The sequence below is a fragment of the Pseudomonas sp. N-137 genome, assembly GCF_034555295.1.
Taxonomy (GTDB): domain Bacteria; phylum Pseudomonadota; class Gammaproteobacteria; order Pseudomonadales; family Pseudomonadaceae; genus Aquipseudomonas; species Aquipseudomonas rhizophila.
The window spans coordinates 870,043-887,376 of sequence record NZ_JAXUDQ010000030.1 but is presented as its reverse complement, the minus strand read 5'-3'; the positions used below and the strand labels follow the sequence as shown (position 1 = coordinate 887,376).

Genomic DNA, 17,334 nt, shown 5'->3' with positions numbered 1-17,334 from the left:
GGACTGCCGCCCGAAACCTTCATCCCTGAGAACGGATACCGCCGGCAAATAATTAGTCAGCGGCCTCTTGATCCAGACCCGCCGGAAAGCAGAACACCGCGGCAACGGGTCGCAGTTCTCACGCTGGACTTATCAGCATCAATAATTCTTCTTCTCAATTGACAATAATTATCATTCAGCCTAATTTGTCGCTCGATATGCAGGACGAGTCGGACAGATCCCTCGTCCTGCTAACTTTTTGCAACAAGGTGAATTCCATGACGGAACAAGTATCCACAAGCAGGTGCGACTCACCGTTACTTCAGGCATTCGTGGATAACCGGATGATCCTGGTCAAGATCGCAGCACGCATCACCGGGTGCCGGTCCCGGGCAGAAGACGTGGTGCAGGATGCGTTTTTCCGGCTGCAATCGGCGCCCCAGATCACCTCGTCCTTCAAGGCTCAGCTCAGTTACCTGTTTCAGATCGTGCGCAACCTGGCGATCGACCATTACCGCAAGCAGGCGCTGGAACAGAAATACTCGGGGCCGGAAGAGGAAGGGTTGAATGTGGTGATCCAGGGTGCTTCGCCAGAAACGTCACACATCAATTTCTCGACGCTGGAGCACATCGCCGACGCGCTCACCGAACTGCCCAGCCGCACCCGCTATGCCTTCGAGATGTACCGCCTGCACGGTGTGCCACAGAAGGATATCGCCAAGGAGCTGGGGGTCTCGCCGACCCTGGTGAACTTCATGATCCGCGACGCCCTGGTGCATTGCCGCAAGGTGTCGGGAGTGCGTGGGGATACCTTTGCCCGGCGGTGATTTTGCACTGATTTTTCGGGCCTTATCGCGAGCAGGCTCGCTCCCACAATGGATCTGCGCACTCACAAAGTCTGTGCTGTGCGCAATCCCTGTGGGAGCGAGCCTGCTCGCGATGGAGCCCTAGGGGCTTACAACCTCACCTCAACCCACACCGATCAAAAAACCGCTCACGCCCCAGAATCATCAGCGCCGCGCGCTTGTGGGGGAAATCGAATTCCTTTTCACAGTGGAAACACTGGTTGTGCAGATGACCGATCATCCGGGCGTTGTTGGCTCGAGGTTCGGCCACCACCCGCTCGGTGCGCGGGTCGTCGAGAAACAGGTAATGCACCAGCGCCGACAGCCAGCTCGCCACCTTGTGCGGGCCGCGGTGTTGCTCCTCGCCCACCAACATGTGAATGCCGCGATCATAATTGTGCACGTCATAGAACGGCGCGATCCGATCCTCCTTGGCCCAATAGGCTTCGAAGTAGGCGAAAGGCTGGTCGTCGAAACAACCGATCAAGGTCAGCACCCGGGGATCGCGCTGCAGTGTGCTCAGATACTCGCGATGTTGTTCCAGGCTGCCCTCCTCCTGCCAGAAACTCGCCACCCGAGGACTGTTCTGCCAGCGGTTGAAGCGCGTCAGGTCCTGTTCGATTTCCAGGGTGCGCAAGGACACCCAGGCTCCCAGGCGCGCATCGAAGCGCCGATACACCTCACCTCGCGGCTTCGTGGGCCGGCGCGGATGACGCTTGCCATCGGTGATGATCATCTGTTGCGGATAGCTGCCGTTGAACGACTCCCCCAGCCAGGGTTGCGGCAGTTGCCAGAACATCGTGCGCTCACAGATGTATTCGTCGGCACACTCGCCGGGCGTCAGCAGTCCGCTGAGCAAGGCTTCACCGGGGCGCTCGGGCAGATGCCAAGTCAGGCGCCGGCATTCAGGATCGCGGGCGAACAGCCAATAGCAGGCCGCCCAAAGCGCCGGGCCTACGGGCCGATCGTTGATTTCCTGCAAATGCACATGCAGCTCGGTACCACGCTCCAGGCGCAGCCGGATCAGCGGCGCGCCCTCAAGCATCAGGCTCAGGTGGCGTTCGGTTTCATCGGCGCCGAGACGGCGACCGCCGGGTAAAGGCAGCGTCGTCGGGTGCTTGAGATTGGACATGGGCGGGGCTCACGTAGTCGTCGGTAGTCAACGTGTGACGTGAGCCAGGCAGGGAAATTTAGTGCCCCGCTCAATGATCGTGCGCTGGCACCAGCTGTATCTGGTAGGGCTTGAAAATCGCCAGCATCTGCCCGTCGTCCCGCAGCTTTTGCAGCAGCCGCTCGAACGCTTCGCCAGAGATCGGCGCCTGGGGGCGGATCAGCGCGTAATGGTGGTAAATCTGATCGATACGTTCGGATATCAGCAATTGAGGGTCGACGTCAGGATTACGCAGCACGTAGTCGATGAGGTACGAACGGGTGACCAGCGCAATGTCCGCACGCCCGCGCAAGACCATCAGCAGGTTGCTGTCATGGGAATACGTCAGGGTGGCGTTGTATTGGCCGGTCAGGAACTTGGGGTCGGCGTTGAATTCGGCAAAGGCGTAGTGGTAGCCGCTGAAGAGCGCCAGGCGCTTGCCCCTCAGATCAGAGAAATAGTCTTGCTGACGATCCGGTTGACGCTGGGCAACGAAGATTTCCGCATCTTCCAGGCCCATGTCTACCGCAGTATGAGGCACATCCTTCCAGCCCCAGTCCGGGTTCTCGAAAATGGCCATGTCGACCCGGCCCTGCTTGAAATCATTGAAACGGCGCGGAATCGACGTCGGAACCAGCACGAATTGATAGTCGCTTTGGGCCTTGTTCAAGGCTTCTACCAACTGCGGCAGCAAACCGGTATCCGCGCCAGTTTCGGGGCGTATCGTGTAGGGCGGAAAATGCGCTGCGCCAATCCTGACCAGTTGCGCAGCCGTGGCCGGCAACGCGAACACTGCAATAAACGCAGCCAGCAAGACGCGCGAGGCTATCCCCATCGTTGAAAACGTCAAGACAGCTCACTCCCCAGAAAATTAATCATCAGTGAATCCAACCAGGCATCTCAATGCATCACGCAGGGCACGCAGGGCGACCACTCAGCGGCATTGCTGCCTCTTTTTATTTTTCTTCAAGCACCAGAATCAAGGCCTGCTCGGCCAACTCATCAAGACTCAGGCTGCCCTCGGCGCGAAACCAGGTGGTGGTCCAGGACAGGGCGCCGGTCAGGAAACGACGGGTGATGAACACGTCGCCCCGAATATACCCCGCGTCCTTGGCCTGCCCAAGAACCTCAAGCCACAGGGCCTCATAAATATCACGCAAAGCCAGCACCTGTCTTTGACCTTGCTCAGACAACGAACGCCATTCGTAGACCAGGACCGCCATCGCCTCGCCGCTGCCGCCCATGATCGATTGCAACTCGCAGCGAATCAGCGCCAGGACCCGCTCGCGCACACTATCGGCCTCGGCCAGCGCCGCGCGCATCAACGCCGTGTTGTAGCGAATGGTCTCTTCCATCACCGCCCGCAGGATCTCGTCCTTGCTTTTGAAGTGATGAAAGATGCTGCCCGACTGGATGCCCACCGCGCTCGCCAGGTCGCGCACCGTGGTGCGCTCGAACCCTTTGTTGCGAAACAGATGGGCGGCGGTCTGGAGCAGTTTGCCGCGAGCGCTGTCAGGATCGGTCAGTTGCCCGTTATCGACCAGCTCACGCATCACGTTCAGGGCTTTTTGCTCATCCACCCATTCTCTCCTACAGTCGATCGATCAACGTCGGGCCACGCTTGCGGAACCGACGAGGTGGCGCGGGCAATTTAAGCTGGCCGGGGCACCCAAGCAAGCGCTTGGATCGAAGAACCGGCGGTCGTTTACAAACCAAGCGCTTGCTTGGTAGTCTCGGGCGACGTCGGCCGGAGGGAGCACCATGCCAAAAACGATACGTATCGGTTGTGCCAGCGCCTTCTGGGGCGACACCTGTACCGCTGCGGCGCAACTGGTCGAAGGCGCCGAACTGGACTACCTGGTGTTCGATTACCTGGCCGAGGTCACGATGTCGATCATGGCCGGGGCGCGCATGAAAGACCCTCGGGGCGGCTATGCCACGGACTTCATCGAAGTGCTCTCACCGCTGCTTGCTCGTTTGCATGAACGCAAGATCCGCGTCATCAGCAATGCCGGCGGGGTCAACCCCCAGGCCTGCGCCGCCGCTCTGCAAGCGGCCTGCGACAAGGCCGGCGTGCCCTTGAAGATCGCGGTGCTGCTGGGAGACGACCTGCAACCACGATTCGAACAGCTCGCCAGCCAGGGCATTATCGAGATGTTCAGCGGCGCGCCCCTGCCGGCGGTGTGCGTGTCCACCAACGCTTACCTGGGTGCCCCCGGCATTGTCGAGGCCTTGCGTCTGGGAGCCGACATCGTGATCACCGGCCGGGTGGTGGACAGCGCCGTGGTCAGCGCGGCCCTGGTGCATGAGTTTGGCTGGGCCTGGCACGACTACGACAAACTGGCCCAGGCCGCATTGGCCGGGCACCTCATTGAGTGCGGGGCCCAATGCACGGGCGGTAATTTCACCGACTGGCGGGAGGTACCGGATTACGAGCACATCGGTTTTCCCATCGTTGAAGTCAGCGCCGACGGCCAATTCATCGTCACCAAGGCCGAAGGCACCGGCGGGCTGGTCACGCCGCTGACTGTCGGGGAACAACTGCTCTATGAAATCGGCGATCCCCAAGGCTATCTCTTGCCGGACGTGATCTGCGACTTCAGTCAGGTCAGGTTGATCCAGCAAGGCAAACACGCGGTGCGCGTCCAAGGCGCCAAGGGCTTGCCGCCCACCGATCAATACAAGGTCTGCGCCACCTGGGCCGACGGTTTTCGCTGCACCGCCCTGTGCCTGATCGCCGGCATCGATGCGGTGGCCAAGGCCGAACGGGTCAGCCAGGCGATCATCGCCAGGACTTCGCAGCTGTTCAGTTCGCGCGGCTGGGCGCCCTACAGCGAGGTGAACATCGAGCTTCTGGGCAGCGAAGCCACTTACGGCCAGCACGGCAGGCGCCAGGACAGCCGTGAAGTGGTGATCAAACTGGCGGTGCGCCACCCCGACAAACAGCCGCTGGTGCTGTTTTCCAGGGAAATCGCCCAGGCCGCCACCGGCATGGTGCCGGGGCTGACCGGCCTGATGGGCGGTCGCCCGACGGTGTATCCGTTGATTCGCCTGTTCTCGTTCCTGATCGACAAATCCGCTTGCCGGCTCGACATTGAACTCGACGGGCAGAGTCATCCTTGCCTGCTGCCCGCCGTTGAAGCGCTGCAAACCCGCGACTTGCCGGTCGCTCCCGACCTGCCCAAACCCCAGGGCCGGGCTGATGCCAGCGTGCCGTTGGTCAAACTGGCGGTGGCGCGCTCCGGCGACAAGGGCAACCACAGCAACATCGGTGTGCTCGCCCGCGCCCCCGAATACTTGCCGTGGATCGCCGAGGCGCTGACGCCCCAAGTGTTGGTTGACTGGATGAGCCACGTGCTCGACCCACTGCTGGGGCGCGTCGAGCGCTGGTATCTGCCGGGCACCCACAGCCTGAACTTCGTGCTGGAAAATGCCCTTGGCGGCGGTGGTGTCGCCAGCCTGCGCATCGACCCGCAGGGCAAGGCGTTCGCTCAGCAGTTGCTGGAGATCCAGATACCGGTGCCACAGAGCATCGCCGATCAGGTCAATTAAAGGACGATCGCCATGGCGTTCGGTTCGAGCACAAGGAACACCCATGCCAGTCATCGAATCGCACCTTGACCCACACAGCGCCGACTTCGCCCGCAACCACGCGGCCATGTTGGCTGGCGTCGCACACCTGCGTCAGATCGAACAGGCGGTGCTGGAGAAAGCCGCCCAGGCCCAGGCCAGGTTCGAGCAACGCGGCCAACTGCTGCCACGCGAGCGTCTGAACCTGCTGCTGGACCCCGGCGCGCCGTTCCTGGAACTGGCGAGCCTGGCCGGCTACAAACTCCATGACGACAAGGACGGCAGCCAGGCCGGTGGTGGTTTGATCGCGGGGATCGGCTACGTATCCGGCGCTCAGGTCTTGGTGGTGGCGAACAACAGCGCGATCAAGGGCGGGACCATCTCCCCCAGCGGCTTGAACAAGACCCTGCGTCTGCAACAGATCGCCATGGAGAACAAACTGCCGGTCATCACCCTGGCCGAAAGCGGCGGCGCCAACCTCAATTATGCCGCGCAGATTTTTGTCGAAGGTGCGCGCAGCTTCGCCAATCAGGCGCGGATGTCCGCCATGGGCTTGCCGCAGATTACTGTGGTGCATGGTTCGGCCACGGCGGGCGGGGCCTACCAGCCGGGGCTCTCGGATTACGTAGTAGTGGTGCGCGACAAAGCACGGCTGTTTCTGGCCGGCCCTCCGTTGCTCAAGGCCGCCACTGGCGAAGTCGCCACGGAAGAAGAACTGGGCGGTGCGCAAATGCATGCGCAGGTGGCCGGCACCGCTGAATACCTGGCCGAGAATGACGCCGATGGCATACGCCTGGCCCGGGAGATCGTCAGCCTGTTGCCCTGGAACGAGCAACGGCCGACACCGCCTGAACGCACCTGGAAAGAGCCGCTCTACCCGGCCGATGAGTTGCTGGGGTTGATCCCCGACGACCCGAAAAAGCCCTATGACGTGCGGGAAATCGTCGCCCGCATCGCCGATGGTTCGGACTTCCTGGAATTCAAAAGCGAGTTCGATCAACAGACGATTTGTGGCCACCTGCGCATTCGTGGTCATGCCTGTGGCCTGATCGGCAACAACGGCCCGATCACGCCCAAGGGCGCGAGCAAGGCCGCGCAGTTCATCCAGCTGTGCGACCAGAGCCGCACACCGCTGCTGTTCCTGCACAACACCACCGGCTTCATGGTCGGCACCGAGTCGGAACAACAAGGGGTGATCAAGCATGGGGCGAAGATGATCCAGGCCGTGGCCAACGCCCGGGTGCCGAAGCTGACGGTCGTGGTGGGCGGTTCCTACGGCGCCGGCAACTACGCCATGTGCGGCCGAGGGCTGGACCCACGCTTCATCTTCGCCTGGCCCAACAGCCACACGGCGGTGATGGGTGGTGCTCAGGCCGGCAAGGTTTTGCGCATCGTCACGCAGGCGACGCAGATCAAGAATGGCCTCACCCCCGACCCGAAGATGCTGGACCTGCTCGAACACACCACCGCGCAGACACTCGACAGCCAGTCCACTGCGCTATACGGCAGCGCCAACCTGTGGGATGACGGGCTCATCGACCCGCGCGACACCCGCACGTTGCTAGGCTACCTGCTGGACATCTGCCACGCGGCTGAGCTTCGCCCGCTGCAACCCAACAGTTTCGGTGTGGCCCGTTTCTGAACGTGTGAAGGACTTTTGATCGCTGCTCACAGGAGAACAATAAAATGATCTTCACCCAGGAACACGCAGCTCTGCGGCGCACCGTTCGCCAGTTTGTCGACCAGCAGATAAACCCCTATGTCGACGAATGGGAGAAGGCCGGACGGTTTCCCATCCACGAGGTTTTCCGCAAGGCCGGTGAACTAGGGTTGCTGGGTATATCCAAGCCGGAGCAGTTCGGCGGCATGGGCCTGGACTACAGCTATTCGATCGTCGCCGCCGAGGAGTTCGGCACCATTCATTGTGGCGGCGTGCCGATGTCCATCGGCGTGCAGACCGACATGTGCACCCCGGCCCTGGCGCGTTTCGGCTCCGATGAGCTGCGTGAAGCATTCTTGCGCCCGGCCATCAGCGGTGAGCAGGTCGGTTGCATCGGCGTCTCGGAAGTCGGGGCCGGCTCTGATGTCGCCGGGCTCAAGACCACGGCCCGTAAGGATGGCGATGACTACGTCATCAACGGCAGCAAGATGTGGATCACCAATTCACCGAGTGCCGATTTCATGTGCCTGCTGGCCAACACTTCGGACGACAAGCCCCACATCAACAAATCACTGATCATGGTGCCGATGAACAGCCCGGGTATCAGCCTCGGCGGGCACCTGGACAAACTCGGCATGCGCAGTTCGGAAACCGCCCAGGTGTTCTTTGACGACGTACGGGTGCCGCAACGCAATCGCGTTGGCCAGGAAGGCGCCGGGTTCATGATGCAGATGTTGCAGTTCCAGGAGGAACGCCTGTTCGGCGCGGCGAACATGCTCAAGGGGCTGGAGCACTGCATCGACAGCACCATCGAGTACTGCAAGGAGCGCAAGACCTTCGGCACCGCCCTGATCGACAACCAGGTGATCCACTTTCGCCTGGCGGAACTGGCCAGCGAGATCGAATGCCTGCGGGCGCTGGTCTACCAGGCCACCGAGCAGTACATCAACGGCCAGGATGTGACGCGGCTGGCGTCCATGGCCAAGCTCAAGGCCGGGCGCCTGGCCCGGGAAGTCACCGACAGTTGCCTGCAATACTGGGGCGGCATGGGTTTCATGTGGGACAACCCGGTGGCGCGGGCGTATCGCGACGTGCGACTGGTGTCCATCGGCGCCGGTGCGGACGAGATCATGCTGGGCATCATCTGCAAACTCATGGGCATTTTGCCGGGCAAGAAAAAATGACTGTGTTCACCCTCCCTTGTGGGAGCGAGCCTGCTCGCGATGAGGCCCTGACAGCCACCGAAAAACCCAGGAATGACCACCATGCCCGCCTTCAGCAAGATCCTCATCGCCAACCGCGGTGAAATCGCCTGCCGGATCCAGCGCACCGCCCAGGCCCTGGGCTATCGCACCGTGGCGGTGTTCAGCGAGGCCGACGCCGACGCGCTGCACGTGCGCATCGCCGATGAAGCAGTACTCATCGGCGCAGCACCGGTGCCGCAGTCCTACCTCAATCAGCCGGCCATCCTCGACGCGGCCCGGCGTACTGGCGCCGACGCCATCCACCCCGGCTACGGTTTTCTCTCGGAAAACGCCGGGTTCGCCAGAGCCTGCGAAGAGGCCGGTATCGTGTTCATTGGCCCCAGCCCCGACGCCATCGACCTGATGGGCAGCAAACGTCGCTCGAAAATCGCCATGATCGCCGCCGGCGTACCGTGCATCGCCGGTTACGAAGGCACCGATCAGGACGACGACACCTTGTGCCGTGAAGCCGAACGCATCGGCTATCCGTTGATGATCAAGGCCAGCGCCGGCGGTGGTGGCCGAGGCATGCGCCTGGTTTGGCGGGCTGAAGACCTGCTGGAACAGTTACACACCGCGCGCTCCGAGGCGTTGCATGGTTTTGGCAACGATGAGTTGATCCTCGAACAGGCCTTGATCAATCCACGGCATGTGGAAATCCAGATTTTCGCTGACCACCACGGCAATCTGCTCCATTTGGGCGAAAGGGATTGCTCGATCCAGCGACGCCACCAGAAAATCATTGAAGAAGCGCCCTGCCCGGTCATGACCGCCGATCTGCGCCAGGCCATGGGTGACGCCGCGCTCAAGGCTGGCCGCGCGGTCAATTATGTGGGTGCCGGGACCGTGGAGTTTTTGCTCGCCCCGGACGGCGGTTTTTACTTTCTGGAGATGAACACGCGCTTGCAGGTCGAACATCCGGTCACCGAGCTGATCACCGGACTGGACCTGGTGGCCTGGCAACTGGCTGTGGCCGCCGGCCTGCCACTGCCCCTGCGCCAGGACCAGGTCCAGTTCAGTGGTCACGCCATGGAGGTGCGGTTGTATGCCGAAGACCCGGCTGCGAACTTTCTGCCGCAAACCGGCCATTTACTCAGTTGGGAACCCCCTATCCGCGACGGTGTACGAATCGACCATGGTTTGCTTGAAGGCCAGACCATTAGCCCGTTCTACGACCCGATGCTGGGCAAAGCCATCGCCCACGGCGCTACCCGTGAAGAGGCCCGACGCAAATTGCTGCGAGCCGTGGAGGACTGCGTGCTCCTGGGTGTACAGGCCAATCAGCGCTTGCTGGCGGGGTTGCTGGCTCATCCACAATTCATTGATGGAGATTTCGGCACCGGTTTCATCCAGCAACACTTCGCCGATCATCCCACCCTGCAGATCCACACCCCCTCGGCTGAGCAGCTCGCCATCGCCGCAGCCTCGTTCTATCAGGCCATGCATGCGCGTCATGCGCCCGGCCTGGGAGGATGGAGCAACAATAGCGGCGCGGTGCGGCGCTATTGCATTGGCCTGGGCGAGCGCGACTGGCCCCTGACCCTGACCGCCGGAACCGGCGGCACGCTGCATATCCGGATAGCCGAGCGAGTGATCGAGTTGAAGTTGCTCGAGTCTGATCAGTGCGGCGCAACGCTGATGATCGACGGCATTCGCCAACGCCATGCCTGGCACCTCGATGGTAATGACCTGTGGCTGTTCACTCGCCCAGGCGGCCTGCATTTACAGGATCGGACCCAGGCCCCCGTCGCCGCCAGGGCCAGCGTCAGCGATGGCTCCCTCAAGGCGCCAATGGACGGCGCTATCGTCGAAGTGCTGGTCAGCGAAGGGACGGCAGTACGCCAGGGACAGCTACTGATGGTGCTCGAAGCGATGAAAATGGAGCACCCACTCAAGGCAGGTATTGATGGAGTGGTCAGGACCTTACACGTCAAGCCAGGCGATCAGGTGAAAAACCGCCAGTTATTATTGCAGGTTGAAACAGCGCACTAGGCGGATGCGCAGGGTTTGACTACGCTCAAACCCATCAGCACGCCGATACCGGGAACCTTGCGATGCCTCACTGGCTGGTGATTGATCTGGAGGCCACTACCGATGAAGGTGGCTGGCCGGTAACCGAAATGGAAATTATCGAAATCGGCGCCACACTGGTGAATCGGGATGGCCGCGAGCTGGACCACTTCCAGCGGTTCGTAAAGCCGTTGAGGCGCCCCTTGCTCACACCTTTCTGTCGCGAGCTGACCCATATCACCCAGGCCAATATCGACAGCGCCGCGCCTTTGACCGAGGTCTGGCCGGCGTTCGAACGCTGGCTGGCGCAGTACCACGCGAACCTGGAGAGCTGGGTCAGTTGGGGCGATTACGACCGCAAGCAATTGCTTCAGGAATGGCAGCATCAGCGGTTGCACAGCTTTCTCGGCCAAGTGCCGCACATGAACCTCAAGCAGCGCTTCGCCAAAGCCCGCCGGCTGGAGCGCCCCCTGGGGCTCAACGGGGCGCTGCAACTGGCCGGCCTGCAATTCTGCGGTCAACAACACCGGGCCCTGGAAGATGCGCGCAATACGGCGCGGTTATTACCCTTGGTACTCCCAGGCTGAACGCGAGCCAAGACTGCGGCGCGGCAGATGACGAACGTTGAAGCCTTGTGCATACTGGCCGGCCTTTTCCAGCCCCTTTTTTCGAGGAATCGCCCATGTTTAAAGTCAACGAGTACTTCGACGGCACCGTCAAGTCGATCGCTTTCGGCACAGCCGAAGGCCCTGCGACCATCGGCGTCATGGCTGCGGGCGAATACGAATTCGGCACGGCCCAGCGGGAAATCATGCACGTCGTCTCCGGCGCCCTGACCGTGAAACTGCCCGACAGCACCGACTGGGAAACCTTCGAGGCCGGCAGCCAGTTCAATGTACCGGCCAATAGCAAGTTCCAGCTCAAGGTCGCCGTCGACACCGCCTACCTGTGTGAATACCGCGGCTAAGCCTGTGGCGAGGGGCGGTGCGACGTTTCGCTAAATCCCCTCGCCACAAAAGCCCCGGCGTGGCATCGGATAATGAAAAATGCCCGTGTCCAGTGGACACGGGCATTGTTTTTTCAAAAGCGGTGTTTATTCGAGCACTTCAACCGGCATACCCACTTCAAGCCAACCATTGCTGTCATTGACCAGGTTCTGGCCGAACATCGCACCGTCCGGTGTCGAACGATACTGCTGCAGCGTGGCGAAGGGTTCGCGGTCAGGGTCGCGTTCGCCGGTTTGCGGGTCGACCGTGGTCATGATGCAGCGTGAGCAGGGCTTGACCAGCCGGAACTCCACATCGCCGATACGAATGCGCTTCCAGCCATCCTCGGCAAATGCCTCACTGCCCTCGATAACCAGGTTGGGACGAAAGCGCAGCATCTCCAAAGGGCGGCCGACCCGATCGGACACGTCCTGCAAAGAGGCCTGGCCGATCAGCAGCAAGGGGAAACCGTCCGCGAACGCCACCTTGTCGTCATCCTTGCCGTAACCGGCGGCGGTGGTGCGCGCCAGTTCCACCGGAACGTGAACCAGCCGGGTGGGCTTGCCAATGAACTCGCTGACCCAGGCCGCAGCCTCGTCACCGGCATCCGGTACGCGCAAGGTGTCGCGCCAGATGATCACTCCGCGCCGTTGCTCTTCGTCAACAGGTGGCAGGGGCACATCCAGGGTGGCAAAACCTGGCGCACTGAGCGTCAGACCGCCGGCCTCATTCCACAATGCCGAGAGCTGGCTCATCTGGGTCACCGCCCGCTGGGTCAGGAAGCGCCCGGTGCCCTCGTCCACCAGCATCCAGCGCCGGTCACCGTCCAGGCCCAGCTTGTCCAGGCCTATGCCTTGCAGGAGCTGGCCCTTGCCGGACTTCAACGGATAACGATACAGCGCGCTCAGCCGCAACATGGTCGACTTCCCCGGTGACGAAAAAACGCCACCTTATACGAGCCGGCCATTGAAGCAAACCATGATCAGCCTCAGTCGAGCATCAGTCGCTGGCGCACCACATCAACCAGCTTGTCCGGCTGGAACTTGGAGAGGAAGTTGTCGCAGCCGACCTTCTTGACCATCGAATCGTTGAAGCTGCCGGACAGCGAGGTGTGCAGCACCACGTAGAGCCCGCGCAAACGCGGGTCGTTGCGGATCTCGGTAGTCAGGCGATAGCCGTCCATTTCCGGCATTTCCGCGTCGGTGAAAATCATCAGTAATTTGTCGGTCATCACTTCGCCAGTATCGGCCCAGGCCTTGAGCATGTTCAGGGCTTTCAAACCGTCGCTGGCAACGTGCATCTTCACACCCAACTGACCCAGCGTATCGCGCAGTTGAGAGAGCGCGACATTGGAGTCGTCCACCAGCAGCACTTCGCGTCCACGGGCGCGCTCCAGTACCGGATCTTCGAGCTTGTCCCGGGAAACCTTGGCGTTATAAGGCACGATTTCGGCCAGGACCTTTTCCACGTCGATGATTTCCACCAACTGATCGTCAACCTTGCTGATCGCCGTCAGGTAGTGCTCACGCCCAGCGCTGGTCGGGGGCGGCAAGATGGCTTCCCAGTTCATATTGACGATGCGGTCCACGCCGCCCACCAGGAACGCCTGAACCGAACGGTTGTATTCAGTGACGATAATGGTGCTGTTAGCTCCCGGCACCAGCGGACGCATACCGATGGCCTGGGACAGGTCGATCACCGGCAATGTCTGGCCCCTCAGATTGACTACACCGCACACAAACGGATGGCGCTGCGGCATCAACGTCAGCTTCGGCAACTGCAGTACTTCCTGGACCTTGAACACGTTAATGGCGAACAACTGCCGCCCTGCCAGGCGAAACATGAGAATTTCCAGGCGATTCTCACCCACCAGTTGGGTTCGTTGATCTACTGTGTCGAGAATGCCGGCCATCTATGACTCCTAGGCTTGTTCGGATGAATCCATGAAGGAGATATCGGCCGTGCAGACGGGATCTTGACCCCTGTATAAAATCTCGCGCAGGGCATTGATGTCACATTAGCATCATGCTTTACTTGCTTCACGGATTTCATCCCCCAGCTCTGCCGCTGCGCGACCTCAGTTTGCGCACAAAGTTCCCCCGCCTAGGGGTTTCCCCTAGGGACAATCAGGTCCAACCTGATATTCCCGCTATCCAATAGCCATTAATGTGACGCCATTCTCATTGCTGAACGGAGTCAGGCCTTTGTGCGCGACCGCAGGACACCGGACTTCCAGCCATTTGGCCGATCCCGCCAGTGCAATCGTTTGCGCGCATGCCTTTGTCTACGGGCGAAAGAGTGCCTGCGGGTCTTCGTCAGTTGCCGGCCGAGAAGTCCAGCCGTTCGCCACACGCGATTTTCTTGCGTCTGACATGATGTTGTGGAGATAAGCATGCCGAACGATCGTAAAAACTGGAATCAGCGCCTTCCCGAATTTCTGATCGAGGCCGAAACGCTTTTGGCCAAGTCAGAGGAATGCCTGACCCATCTGCAGCTGATCAACGACGACAGGGACGCCATTGATTGCATGCTCAGTACCTTGCTGAAGCTGGCAAACAAGGCCGACGCCCTGGCGCTGGAAGCCATTTCAGAATTTTCGCTGCATATCCATGGCTTGCTCAGCAACGCGCAGAGTCACGTTGAATTGCATGAGCAGGCGCTGGGCGCGCTGAAGGATTGCTTCACCCTGATGGCCTGGCAACTGGAACTGGTCGATCACACCACCGGCCAGCTCAGCCTGGACAGCAGCGAACAGACCTCGTTGATCGAAGCCTTTGCCTTCCAGGTAGGCCAGAGTCCTGGCCAGACATTGCCTGCTTCGCGCCCCCTGGGTTTGGTGCCCTACTCACAAAAGCAGGCCTGAGGCCGATGAGTGCGGTTCGATCCGATGCGGCTGACACTTGGCACTTTCACGCCACCATGCTGAACGCGACCAACGAAATATGAAGTGGTACTATCTCCCGCGTCAGAGGCTTCAAGATAGTGGCATTAAGCCGCCAACTGAGGCCATCTTCGACCTGAAACGTTTATCCGTCCCGGCCTGTCAGATACGCTGACCAGCCTGCCCGCAGCGAACATTCATTGGCTCCATCCGTCATGTACGCCAGCCTCAAGTCAATCATCACCTGGCCACCCTCCCGAGAAAATGCCCGCCGTTTCACGCTGTTGTTGTGCATCTGCTCGACCCTTGGCAGCCTGCTGGCCTATCTGTTCGCCTCGACCGTCCCGTTGAGTTTGCTGGTGCTCAATAGCGCAGCCATGACCTGTGTCTGGATCCAGCATCGCCTGTCACACAAATCCATCAAGTTCCAGCCCCAGGAATTGGCCGATCGGTTGCTTGAGGTCCAGGAAAACGAGCGTCACCGGCTCAGCCGTGAATTGCACGACGATATCGGCCAGTTGCTGACCGCGGCCAAACTGCAAAGCGAATGGCTCAAGCGCCGTATTCCGGAAGAACTGCACGGCCAGTGCACGATCCTCTGCGAGACGCTGGACGAAACGCTCAATAAGGTTCGCGACGTATCAGCCATTCTCAACCCAAGACAACTGACCAGCCTGGGACTTGAAGCCAGCCTGCGCGCGCACCTGCTCAAGACGCTGGCTAATACGCCGCTGAAATGGAGCCTGGACTGCCAGCAACGCATGACCGGCATCCCTGAGGAAATGACGGTCGCCGCGTTTCGAATCACCCAGGAAGCCGTGACCAATATTTTGCGCCATGCCCAGGCGAAAAACCTGCTGGTGCGCCTGCAACGCTTGCCCGAAGGCCTGACCCTGTTGATCAGTGACGATGGCAAGGGATTCGTCCCGGCCTCCCACCCCGCTCACGAAGGACAACGCGGCATGGCCGGCATGTCGGAGCGGGTTGAACAACTGGGCGGCACCTTGAAGGTCATCAGCGAGGCCGGCAAAGGCACCCATATTGAGGCAAGCTTTCCCTGGACACCTCGCGCCCTGGAACGGGCCAGCAAGAATAAGGTTCTCCATTGATTTGTAATTTGCTTCTGATAGATGACCACTCGCTGATCAGGGCCGGTGTGCGCGCCCTGGTCATGGATCTGCCCGGATATGCCGTGATCGGCGAAGCCAGTGACGGGACGCAATTGCTGGAACTGGTTGAACGGCTGGTTCCAGATATCGTCTTGCTGGATATCTCCATGAAAGACACCTGCGGCCTGGACGCGCTGCAACAGCTCAAGCGCGTGCGTCCCCAGAGCAAAGTGCTGATTCTGTCGATGCACACCGATCCGGCGTTAATCATGCAGGCGCTGGAATCCGGAGCCCATGGCTATCTGCTCAAGGACACCACCGCCACCGAGCTGGAACACGCGCTGGAAGCGCTGCGCAACAACGAACGCTACCTGAGCCCTGCCATTGCCCACACCGTGATCAACCAGGCACTGACCCGTACCCAGAAACCGCAACCCGATCCTGGCCAAGCTCATAATCTGACCGCCCGCCAGTTGGAGATCCTGCGGCTGATCGTGCGTGGCAAGTCCACCCGGGAAATCGCTAACGGCCTGAGCTTGAGCATCAAGACCATAGAAACCCACCGGGCGCAAATCATGAAACGCCTGCAGATCCATGATGTGGCCGGACTGGTGCTGTTCGCCGTGCGCGAGCAGATCATCAGCCTGGACGATTAAGCGCCACCGAGGTACTCAGCAAAGGCGAATCGGCGGGCAGGTGAACACGCAGCGCTTTGGCCTGCACAGTGAAACGCAAACTGTCGACCTGCAACGGTTCGCCATCAAGATTGATATCCAGGCCTTGAGCGACCTTGATTTCCACCCATGGCAGGCGTGCGCGCACGAACATGTTGTCGATCCCCAGGCCACCGGCCAGCAAATCCTTCAGGGTGCTGACCACTTCCTGAGGCGCCGGCAGGACACTGATGTCCAGCAATCCATCATCGACCAGCGCCTCAGGGCACAGTACATGCCCCCCTCCGGCCTGCCGGCCATTGCCGATGCCCAGCGCCAGCAAATCGCCCTGCCAGTGGAAATCCGGGCCCTGCAGCTCACCGTAGGCCGCACTCAGCTCACTGAAACGTGATAAACCGGTGAACAAATAGGCGGCGCCACCCAAGACCTTTTTCAAGTCCTCGGAGGTGTTCGCCGTCACTTGGCTGCCAAAACCGCCCGTGGCCATATTCAGGAAGATCTGACCGCCCACTTCGCCCAAATCGATGGCCTGGGGCGTCACATCCAGTAGATCCAGGGCCTGCTCCGGCTCCAGCGGGATACCGGCGGCACGGGCAAAGTCATTGGCCGTACCCAGCGGCAGCAATACCAGGCTGACCTCACTCGATTTACGCACGATCGCCTCGGCGATATCACGCAAGGTCCCGTCCCCACCGCCGGCGATCAGCGTCGTGTAACCGGCATCCAGCGCCTCATCGACACAGCGTCGGGCATCGCCGGCCTCCCACGTCACTCGGACCGCAAGGTCCCAGCCCTGCTTGCGCTTGAGCATCACTGCGGCGCGAACCTCATCGTTGAGCGCTTGCTTGCCATGCAAAATCAACAGCGCCTTGCCTTTGCTCATTGTTATCTCCGTCATGGGAAGGTTCAGAGAATGGGACCACTCACACGGCCGAAAAAGCCCGGACCGATTCAAATTAAATAAAAGACTGCGCCGCGCGCCCATGGGGAAAACCGGCGGACAGCCCCCGCCGCCCGCTTCTCGACTCGAAGAATTTTCTTACAAGAACTGGCGAATCAGCTCAATTGACCCGTCAACGGTATTGAGACACTTTGGTGCTCTGTTGTGCTGGATCGTTTAAATGCTCATTACACAAGGATGTCTTAACCCATGGATGGATACATCACGGCCCGCTGGGGCCGGAACAGTGGTTCGATCAGTTATGGCCAAAGGGATGAAACGCCCC

At 60.6% G+C, this 17,334-nt stretch carries 16 protein-coding genes; 10 read left to right on the top strand and 6 right to left on the bottom strand.

All coding sequences use genetic code 11. From position 1 onward, the window contains the following. Positions 1-257: 257 nt before the first annotated feature. Entirely contained in the window at positions 258-806 is a 549-nt protein-coding gene (locus tag T3A99_RS25175) for an RNA polymerase factor sigma-70 (RefSeq protein ID WP_025212663.1), read from the top strand. A gap of 136 nt (positions 807-942) precedes the next feature. On the opposite strand, the gene T3A99_RS25170 is transcribed toward T3A99_RS25175, so the two are convergent. The 3 genes from T3A99_RS25170 to T3A99_RS25160 form a co-directional block, all read right to left on the bottom strand. Then, complete coding sequence (locus T3A99_RS25170; protein WP_322834915.1) at positions 943-1,956, bottom strand: GNAT family N-acetyltransferase; 1,014 nt, start codon at positions 1,954-1,956, stop codon at positions 943-945. A gap of 70 nt (positions 1,957-2,026) precedes the next feature. Continuing rightward, the gene (locus T3A99_RS25165; RefSeq protein ID WP_171061399.1) at positions 2,027-2,809 is read right to left on the bottom strand and encodes a substrate-binding periplasmic protein; all 783 of its coding nucleotides are present in this window, start codon (positions 2,807-2,809) and stop codon (positions 2,027-2,029) included. Between the two features lie 121 nt (positions 2,810-2,930). Continuing rightward, positions 2,931-3,554 carry a TetR/AcrR family transcriptional regulator gene (locus tag T3A99_RS25160; RefSeq protein ID WP_047226408.1) on the bottom strand — a complete coding sequence of 208 codons (624 nt, stop codon included), beginning with the start codon at positions 3,552-3,554 and terminating at the stop codon, positions 2,931-2,933. 181 nt (positions 3,555-3,735) lie between these two features. Here T3A99_RS25160 and T3A99_RS25155 point away from each other — a divergent pair, with 181 nt between their 5' ends. The 6 genes from T3A99_RS25155 to T3A99_RS25130 all read left to right on the top strand — a co-directional run bounded on the left by T3A99_RS25155 (position 3,736) and on the right by T3A99_RS25130 (position 11,425). After that, positions 3,736-5,526: an acyclic terpene utilization AtuA family protein gene (locus T3A99_RS25155; RefSeq protein WP_305467888.1), complete on the top strand. Its 1,791-nt coding sequence runs from the start codon at positions 3,736-3,738 to the stop codon at positions 5,524-5,526. A gap of 43 nt (positions 5,527-5,569) precedes the next feature. Further along, positions 5,570-7,186 (top strand): geranyl-CoA carboxylase subunit beta, encoded by a 1,617-nt coding sequence (gene atuC / locus T3A99_RS25150; protein ID WP_322834914.1) that lies wholly within the window; start codon positions 5,570-5,572, stop codon positions 7,184-7,186. A 44-nt stretch (positions 7,187-7,230) separates the two neighbouring features. After that, positions 7,231-8,388 carry a citronellyl-CoA dehydrogenase gene (gene atuD / locus T3A99_RS25145; protein WP_107322182.1) on the top strand — a complete coding sequence of 386 codons (1,158 nt, stop codon included), beginning with the start codon at positions 7,231-7,233 and terminating at the stop codon, positions 8,386-8,388. Between the two features lie 81 nt (positions 8,389-8,469). Next, positions 8,470-10,440, top strand: coding sequence for an acetyl/propionyl/methylcrotonyl-CoA carboxylase subunit alpha (locus T3A99_RS25140; protein WP_160891961.1), 1,971 nt, complete (start codon positions 8,470-8,472; stop codon positions 10,438-10,440). Between the two features lie 62 nt (positions 10,441-10,502). Further along, positions 10,503-11,045 (top strand): exonuclease domain-containing protein, encoded by a 543-nt coding sequence (locus tag T3A99_RS25135; RefSeq protein WP_047226403.1) that lies wholly within the window; start codon positions 10,503-10,505, stop codon positions 11,043-11,045. A 95-nt stretch (positions 11,046-11,140) separates the two neighbouring features. Beyond that, on the top strand, positions 11,141-11,425 hold the full coding sequence (locus tag T3A99_RS25130; protein ID WP_047226402.1) for a pyrimidine/purine nucleoside phosphorylase: 285 nt from the start codon (positions 11,141-11,143) through the stop codon (positions 11,423-11,425). A gap of 126 nt (positions 11,426-11,551) precedes the next feature. Here the strand turns inward: T3A99_RS25130 and T3A99_RS25125 are convergent, their stop codons facing one another. Both T3A99_RS25125 and T3A99_RS25120 read right to left on the bottom strand, forming a co-directional pair. Next, a complete protein-coding gene (locus T3A99_RS25125; RefSeq protein ID WP_076385687.1) occupies positions 11,552-12,361 on the bottom strand; it encodes an MOSC domain-containing protein in 810 nt (269 codons plus the stop codon). Positions 12,362-12,432: 71 nt separating this feature from the next. Beyond that, on the bottom strand, positions 12,433-13,356 hold the full coding sequence (locus T3A99_RS25120) for a chemotaxis protein CheV (protein WP_076385689.1): 924 nt from the start codon (positions 13,354-13,356) through the stop codon (positions 12,433-12,435). Between the two features lie 480 nt (positions 13,357-13,836). Here T3A99_RS25120 and T3A99_RS25115 point away from each other — a divergent pair, with 480 nt between their 5' ends. The 3 genes from T3A99_RS25115 to T3A99_RS25105 all read left to right on the top strand — a co-directional run bounded on the left by T3A99_RS25115 (position 13,837) and on the right by T3A99_RS25105 (position 16,090). Then, positions 13,837-14,307 carry a hypothetical protein gene (locus tag T3A99_RS25115; RefSeq protein ID WP_047226399.1) on the top strand — a complete coding sequence of 157 codons (471 nt, stop codon included), beginning with the start codon at positions 13,837-13,839 and terminating at the stop codon, positions 14,305-14,307. Between the two features lie 233 nt (positions 14,308-14,540). Continuing rightward, positions 14,541-15,434 carry a sensor histidine kinase gene (locus T3A99_RS25110; protein WP_288912906.1) on the top strand — a complete coding sequence of 298 codons (894 nt, stop codon included), beginning with the start codon at positions 14,541-14,543 and terminating at the stop codon, positions 15,432-15,434. Then, positions 15,431-16,090, top strand: a complete 660-nt coding sequence (locus T3A99_RS25105; RefSeq protein WP_047226397.1) for a response regulator — start codon at positions 15,431-15,433, stop codon at positions 16,088-16,090. Before T3A99_RS25110 ends, T3A99_RS25105 begins: the two co-directional genes overlap by 4 nt. On the opposite strand, the gene yegS is transcribed toward T3A99_RS25105, so the two are convergent. Continuing rightward, positions 16,074-16,991 carry a lipid kinase YegS gene (gene yegS / locus T3A99_RS25100; protein WP_047226396.1) on the bottom strand — a complete coding sequence of 306 codons (918 nt, stop codon included), beginning with the start codon at positions 16,989-16,991 and terminating at the stop codon, positions 16,074-16,076. The two genes, T3A99_RS25105 and yegS, sit on opposite strands and share 17 nt — an antisense overlap. Between the last annotated feature and the right edge of the window lie 343 nt (positions 16,992-17,334).

What these genes read in the sequence shown, in the direction of transcription:
- T3A99_RS25175 (WP_025212663.1), top strand. Translation starts at nt 258, where the DNA reads ATGACGGAACAAGTATCCACAAGCAGGTGCGACTCACCGTTACTTCAG.
- T3A99_RS25130 (WP_047226402.1), top strand. Translation starts at nt 11,141, where the DNA reads ATGTTTAAAGTCAACGAGTACTTCGACGGCACCGTCAAGTCGATCGCT.
- T3A99_RS25140 (WP_160891961.1), top strand. Translation starts at nt 8,470, where the DNA reads ATGCCCGCCTTCAGCAAGATCCTCATCGCCAACCGCGGTGAAATCGCC.
- T3A99_RS25135 (WP_047226403.1), top strand. Translation starts at nt 10,503, where the DNA reads ATGCCTCACTGGCTGGTGATTGATCTGGAGGCCACTACCGATGAAGGT.
- T3A99_RS25110 (WP_288912906.1), top strand. Translation starts at nt 14,541, where the DNA reads ATGTACGCCAGCCTCAAGTCAATCATCACCTGGCCACCCTCCCGAGAA.
- T3A99_RS25115 (WP_047226399.1), top strand. Translation starts at nt 13,837, where the DNA reads ATGCCGAACGATCGTAAAAACTGGAATCAGCGCCTTCCCGAATTTCTG.
- atuC (WP_322834914.1), top strand. Translation starts at nt 5,570, where the DNA reads ATGCCAGTCATCGAATCGCACCTTGACCCACACAGCGCCGACTTCGCC.
- T3A99_RS25120 (WP_076385689.1), bottom strand. Translation starts at nt 13,356, where the DNA reads ATGGCCGGCATTCTCGACACAGTAGATCAACGAACCCAACTGGTGGGT.
- T3A99_RS25165 (WP_171061399.1), bottom strand. Translation starts at nt 2,809, where the DNA reads ATGGGGATAGCCTCGCGCGTCTTGCTGGCTGCGTTTATTGCAGTGTTC.
- atuD (WP_107322182.1), top strand. Translation starts at nt 7,231, where the DNA reads ATGATCTTCACCCAGGAACACGCAGCTCTGCGGCGCACCGTTCGCCAG.
- T3A99_RS25170 (WP_322834915.1), bottom strand. Translation starts at nt 1,956, where the DNA reads ATGTCCAATCTCAAGCACCCGACGACGCTGCCTTTACCCGGCGGTCGC.
- T3A99_RS25125 (WP_076385687.1), bottom strand. Translation starts at nt 12,361, where the DNA reads ATGTTGCGGCTGAGCGCGCTGTATCGTTATCCGTTGAAGTCCGGCAAG.
- T3A99_RS25155 (WP_305467888.1), top strand. Translation starts at nt 3,736, where the DNA reads ATGCCAAAAACGATACGTATCGGTTGTGCCAGCGCCTTCTGGGGCGAC.
- yegS (WP_047226396.1), bottom strand. Translation starts at nt 16,991, where the DNA reads ATGAGCAAAGGCAAGGCGCTGTTGATTTTGCATGGCAAGCAAGCGCTC.